This is a genomic window from Thiohalocapsa sp. (genome assembly GCF_019695415.1).
In the GTDB taxonomy this organism is placed as follows: Bacteria; Pseudomonadota; Gammaproteobacteria; order Chromatiales; family Chromatiaceae; genus Thiohalocapsa.
Genome location: NZ_JAIFKJ010000112.1, coordinates 1 through 5,222, shown reverse-complemented (window position 1 = coordinate 5,222; position 5,222 = coordinate 1). Strand labels below are relative to the sequence as shown.

Sequence of the window (5,222 nt, the reverse complement as noted above, 5' to 3'; positions counted from 1 at the left end):
CGAGTGAGGATTGGTGCGGGACCTCGCCCCTCGCTACTCGTTACTCGCCACTCATCCGCCCCCATACCGCCAGGTGCCGGTCACTCACGACATTCACCGATAACTGCTGCGCGAGCCCGGCGGCCTGCAACTGCTCGGCTACCTCCGCCGGCTCGAAGGCGGCGTGCAGGGAGTTGCGGAAGTCTTGCTTCAGCACCTCTGGTGCGTCGGCGGCATAGCTTTCCACCAGCGCGGCCGCCCAGCCCGCAGAGGCAGGACGCATCAGGTCCATCACGAGCACCAGGGCGCCGGGCTTTGCCGCGGCGCGGATGCTGCGCCAGAGCACCTGCGGCTCATGCAGATGGTGCAGCAGGCTGTTGGAGAGGATTAGGTCATACGCGCCTGTCTCGATGCGGGCCGAGGGCAGCTTGTCGCACAGAAGCCGTGTCCGGCTTGCGATGCCCGGCAGGGCGTCGACCGCCGCTTGGGCCAGGTCCAGCATGGGCTGGCTGCCGTCCAAGGCGTCGCAGTGAAGCGTCGGATACCGGTGCAGCAGGCGGATGACGATGTCCGCCGGGCCGCAGCCCAGGTCGAGCGCGCGGGCGCCATGCAGCTCGCCCGGCGCCTGCTCCGCCAGCAGGCGCAGGAAGAGCTCATTGGGCTCGCTGAAATCGGCCTCGGCGTACGCGCGGGCCTGCTCGTGGCCGTCCATCAGCTCGGGCTCGGGGCGGCGCTTCATTGAGAATCTCCGGGCAGTCTCCAGGGCGGTGACCGGCGACGGGCGCGGTGTGTGCAGCTCAGGGTAGTGTGGCTTCGTCGGCGAACAGCTCGGCTAGGGTCTCACGCCGGCGTACCAAGTGGGCCTGGTCGCCGTCGACGATCACCTCCGGTGGTCGCGGCCGACTGTTGTAGTTGGAGCTCATGGTGAAGCCGTAGGCGCCGCTGGAGCGCACCGCAAGCAGGTCGCCCGGCGCCAGCGCCAGGGACCGGCCCTTGCCGAGAAAGTCGCCGGTTTCGCAAACCGGGCCCACGATGTCCCAGGACAGGGGCTCGCCAGCACGACGCTCAGCGGGCACGATCTCCTGTGTCGCTTGGTACAGCGCCGGGCGCAGTAGGTCGTTCATGGCCGCGTCGACGATGGCGAAGTGATGGGTGGCTGTCGGCTTCAGGTATTCGACGCGCGTCAGCAGGATGCCGGCATTGCCGGCGATGGCGCGCCCGGGCTCCAGGATGATCTCCAAGTCGCGGTCGCCCAGTCGGGCGTCCAGGGCTTCTGCGTAGGCGTCGGGCTCGGGCGGGGCTTCGTCCGTGTAGCGGATGCCGAGGCCGCCGCCCAAGTCGAGGTGCTCGATGGCGATGCCCTGGTCTGCGAGGCGGTCCACCAGCGCCAGCACCCGGTCCAGCGCGTCCAGAAAGGGCGACAGCTCCGTGAGCTGAGAGCCGATGTGGCAGTCGACGCCAGCGACGCGGATGTGCTCCAGTGCCGCCGCATGCTTGTAGACGGCCTCGGCCTCGTGGATATCGATGCCGAACTTGTTCTCCCTGAGGCCAGTGGAGATGTACGGATGCGAGCGGGCGTCGACGTCCGGGTTGACGCGCAGCGACACCGTGGCCCGGGTATCGAGCTCGGCAGCGACGGCGGCGATGCGCGTCAGCTCCGGCTCCGATTCCACGTTGAAGCAGCGGATGCCGACCGCGAGGGCGCGGCGGATCTCGTCCACGCGTTTGCCGACGCCGGAGAAGATAACCCTATTTGGCGCGCCGCCGGCGGCGAGCACCCGCTCCAACTCTCCGACGGAGACGATATCGAAGCCGGAGCCGAGTCGCGCCAGCAGGCTCAGCACGCCCAGGTTGCTGTTGGCCTTAACAGCGAAGCAGATCAGGTGTGGGCGTGACCGGAGCGCTCGGTCGAAGGCGTGCCAGTGGCGCTCCAGCGTGGCGCGGGAGTACACATAGCAAGGCGTGCCGAAGCGCTCGGCCAGCTCGGAGACCGGGATGTCTTCGGCGAACAGTCGGTCGCCGCGGTAGTTGAAATGATCCATCCGGCGGCTCTGCAACAGCGCCCGGTGCGGTCAGGAACCGGCGTCGGCGGCGGGCTCGGCCGGCGCTTCTGGTGGCCAGTCCGCATCTGCGGGCGGGAATGGAAAGGGCTCAACCCGACCACGGGCATCGCGCTCGGCGCGGGCCGGGTCGTCTTCGGCAAGATATAGATCCCCCTGCTGACCGCAGGCGCCGAGCAATGCCGCGCAGGCGATCACGAGTGGTATGAGCCGGCAGCGGCGTCGGGCTTCCATGCAGCGATGATGCCGCATCTACTGCTGCCGGGCAAAATTCGATGCGGGACCGCCCCGGCGTGTGGGTGAGTAGGTAGCGCAAACGGGCCAACGGAATCGGGCACAACAGCCGGCCCGCGGTGCTTAGTCGCCCAGCTCGGCGGCCCGGAAGCGGGCCTGGACGGCGCCGTCGGCGTCGGTCAGCACCAGCTCGTCGCCGTGGATGTGATAGCGAGCTGCGCGCTCCAGGGCGGCGAAGTACGCGGACTCCTGCGCATTGATGCCTTCCGGCGCCGGGCAGCGCATTTTGGTGGCTGCCAGCGGGCCTTCCAACGCAAAATCCTCGCCCGAGACCACGAAGCCACCGCGGTAGTTGTTGCAGGCCTTGCCGCTCAAGCGCCCGTCCTCGGCCAGCATCAGCATGAACTCTGTGCCCGGCACCGTTGTGCTCACGCCGCCCTTGCCGTTGTTGAAATGCGTCAGTCGCCAGGTGGTGCCCGTCAGCGGCGTCGCTTGCAGTTCCGAGAAGGTCAGCAGCGTCTCTCCGGCCGCGTCGGTGAGGATGAGCTCGTCGTTGGTGCTGCTGTAGCCCGTCACTTGGCCTAGGGCCTGGATGACGGCCTGCTCCTGGGCCATCAGGAGTGGTGGGCAGGCCATCATCGTGCTCGCCATGTTCGGCGCGAGCTCAAGGGCGTCACCGTCCGAGGTGTAGCTGCCAAGGAGCCGGTTGCAGCCGGCGCTGCCGCTGAGACGCCCTCCCTCGAAGCGCAGCACGGCGCGGGTGCCGGCCTGGGCGGCATCGGCGAGACCGGATTCGGTCCGATAGCTGGTGAGCTGCCAATCCTGACCTTCGAGGCCGGCGGCGAGTGCCGTTTGCAGACAGGCGGCGAGCAGCACGCCGGCAGCTGCGAGGCGCACCAGTGCGCACAGCGGCGCTTGCATCGGCTTCATAAGCGGACCTCTTTTGCTGGCGGGCAAATCTCAGGGCGCGCGCATTATGGCGCTCCTAGTTGTTCCCTGCAGTGCCCAAGGCCACTCGGCCAGCGTGTCGCCATGCCGGCTGTCGGCGGCCGGCGCGGAACCCACCGCGGCAGCTACGGCAGGATGCGAATGGGTGTGCCGTCGCGCACCAGCCGCCAGATTTCATCCATCTCGTGGTTCTTCACGGCGATACAGCCGTCGGTCCAGTCGCGGCCGTCATACTCCCGGGCGACGGCGGGAGAGGTGAGCCAGTTCGGGCGCCCGTGGATCATGATCATGCCGCCGGGGTTCACGCCCATGGCGCGGGCGAAAGCCCGGTCCCGGGCATTCGGATAGGAAATATGGATGGACTTGTGGAAGTTGCTGTTGGGATTGCGCCAGTTGAGGACATAGTCGCCCTCGGGCGTGCGCTCGTCCCCCTCCATGAATTTGTGTCCCTCCGGACTGTCGCCGAGGGCGATGCTGTACTCCCGGTAAACCTCGCCGTCATGCAGCAGCTGGATCGTGCGATCGCCCTTGCGCACCAGCACGCTGTCGACGAAGCGCACGGTGGGCTCCGGCTTGGAGGCGCAGCCGCCGAGGAGACCTGCCAGCGCGATCATTGCGGCAAGGGTAAGGGCTGCGGGCATGCGTGCAGAGGCGAGGGATGTAGTTATGGAGAGATTGCGGCGCGACATCGGTGGCGGACTGTAAAAGTTCTCAAGTAATTGGAGTCTACCCGTTAAACCGGCGCTTGGCATCGGTCAAACGCGCTACAAATGTAGCGGAATATCGGATGGTTAGAGCGCGCTCTTCAGTCGCGTTGGCGGTGTTGGCGCTCGCTCGCTCCAGGCACCTGCGGCGGCTGTGTTAGCATGCGATGCGCGCCAGTCGCCGATCGGCGGCACAACTCGGCTCCTGCCGCTCTGTCACTCCCCGTCGCCCCATGCTGCGTGTGCTGTTCCGCTTGTTGTCGAGCCTCTTGGTGCTCGTGCTCCTACTTGCGGTCGTGGGCGCCGCCGTCGGGCCGCTGCTGGTGGACCCCGCGCCCGCAACCGGAGAGACCCGGCTCCAGGCGCTCGAGCGCCCCGGTAGCCGTTTCGTTCGCATTCCCGTCGCCGGCACCGACGGGTTGAGCCTGCATGTGGCCGAGCGGCAAGCGGATGCTGCCGGACCGACTTTCGTGCTGCTGCATGGCTTCACGTTCAACCTATATACCTGGGAGCGGATCATGGCGTCGCTGGCCGAGCGCGGGCGCGTGATGGCCTATGATCAGGTTCCGTACGGCCTGAGCGCAAAACCGCTGCCCGGCACCCGCGAGAGCGGCGATCCCTACGCCAAGGCCGCCGCGCTCTCGCAGCTGATATCGCTGCTGGACACGCTCGGGGTGGAGCAGGCGTACCTCGTCGGCAACTCCTCGGGCGGCACCCTGGCACTGGAGGCGGCGCTGGCCTATCCGGACCGAGTGCGCGGTCTCATCCTGCTCGCGCCCTGGGTCAACTCCAAGCGGCCCATCTTGCCGCAGTGGCTGGTGGACCTGCCGCAGATGCAGCGCTTGACCCTGTTGCTCGCGCGGACCCTGGGCACCGACATGCCGCTGCTCGACTATGCCTATGCCGACCCTGGCCGTATCGACGAGGAGCGCCGTGCCCGCGCTGCCGTGCACCAGGAAATGGCCAACTGGGACGCCGCATGGGCGGCGCTTCTCGCGCGCTCGCTCACCGACCCGGTGGAGATCCGCCGGCACCTCACCGAAATCGACGTGCCCGCGCTGGTGATCACCGGAGCGGAAGACCGCATCGTGCCTCCTGTGGATTCTCTGGACGCGGCTAGGGCGCTGCCCAACGCCACCTATGCCGAGCTGCCGGGCTGTGGCCATCTGCCCCAGGAAGAGTGCCCAGCTGCTGTGATGGACATCATGGACCAATGGCTGGACCGGTTGCCTGACACCGAGCCCAACCCAGGACTCAGGCCCTGATCCACCGTCCGATTCGCCCCGGTAATCCCAAC

At 67.6% G+C, this 5,222-nt stretch carries 6 protein-coding genes; 1 reads left to right on the top strand and 5 read right to left on the bottom strand.

Annotated features, from left to right (window positions below):
• Nucleotides 1-40: 40 nt before the first annotated feature.
• The 5 genes from I6U14_RS02555 to I6U14_RS02535 form a co-directional block, all read right to left on the bottom strand.
• Nucleotides 41-718 (bottom strand): trans-aconitate 2-methyltransferase, encoded by a 678-nt coding sequence (locus I6U14_RS02555; protein WP_296896643.1) that lies wholly within the window; start codon nucleotides 716-718, stop codon nucleotides 41-43.
• Between the two features lie 58 nt (nucleotides 719-776).
• On the bottom strand, nucleotides 777-2,021 hold the full coding sequence (lysA, locus tag I6U14_RS02550; protein ID WP_296896642.1) for a diaminopimelate decarboxylase: 1,245 nt from the start codon (nucleotides 2,019-2,021) through the stop codon (nucleotides 777-779).
• Nucleotides 2,022-2,051: 30 nt separating this feature from the next.
• Nucleotides 2,052-2,273: a lipoprotein gene (locus tag I6U14_RS02545; RefSeq protein WP_296896641.1), complete on the bottom strand. Its 222-nt coding sequence runs from the start codon at nucleotides 2,271-2,273 to the stop codon at nucleotides 2,052-2,054.
• Between the two features lie 123 nt (nucleotides 2,274-2,396).
• On the bottom strand, nucleotides 2,397-3,203 hold the full coding sequence (locus tag I6U14_RS02540; protein ID WP_296896639.1) for an META domain-containing protein: 807 nt from the start codon (nucleotides 3,201-3,203) through the stop codon (nucleotides 2,397-2,399).
• 143 nt (nucleotides 3,204-3,346) lie between these two features.
• Nucleotides 3,347-3,862 (bottom strand): L,D-transpeptidase family protein, encoded by a 516-nt coding sequence (locus I6U14_RS02535; RefSeq protein ID WP_296896638.1) that lies wholly within the window; start codon nucleotides 3,860-3,862, stop codon nucleotides 3,347-3,349.
• A gap of 296 nt (nucleotides 3,863-4,158) precedes the next feature.
• Here I6U14_RS02535 and I6U14_RS02530 point away from each other — a divergent pair, with 296 nt between their 5' ends.
• Nucleotides 4,159-5,190: an alpha/beta hydrolase gene (locus tag I6U14_RS02530; protein ID WP_296896636.1), complete on the top strand. Its 1,032-nt coding sequence runs from the start codon at nucleotides 4,159-4,161 to the stop codon at nucleotides 5,188-5,190.
• Nucleotides 5,191-5,222 lie beyond the last annotated feature (32 nt).

What these genes read in the sequence shown, in the direction of transcription:
- I6U14_RS02555 (WP_296896643.1), bottom strand. Translation starts at nt 718, where the DNA reads ATGAAGCGCCGCCCCGAGCCCGAGCTGATGGACGGCCACGAGCAGGCC.
- lysA (WP_296896642.1), bottom strand. Translation starts at nt 2,021, where the DNA reads ATGGATCATTTCAACTACCGCGGCGACCGACTGTTCGCCGAAGACATC.
- I6U14_RS02545 (WP_296896641.1), bottom strand. Translation starts at nt 2,273, where the DNA reads ATGGAAGCCCGACGCCGCTGCCGGCTCATACCACTCGTGATCGCCTGC.
- I6U14_RS02540 (WP_296896639.1), bottom strand. Translation starts at nt 3,203, where the DNA reads ATGAAGCCGATGCAAGCGCCGCTGTGCGCACTGGTGCGCCTCGCAGCT.
- I6U14_RS02535 (WP_296896638.1), bottom strand. Translation starts at nt 3,862, where the DNA reads ATGCCCGCAGCCCTTACCCTTGCCGCAATGATCGCGCTGGCAGGTCTC.
- I6U14_RS02530 (WP_296896636.1), top strand. Translation starts at nt 4,159, where the DNA reads ATGCTGCGTGTGCTGTTCCGCTTGTTGTCGAGCCTCTTGGTGCTCGTG.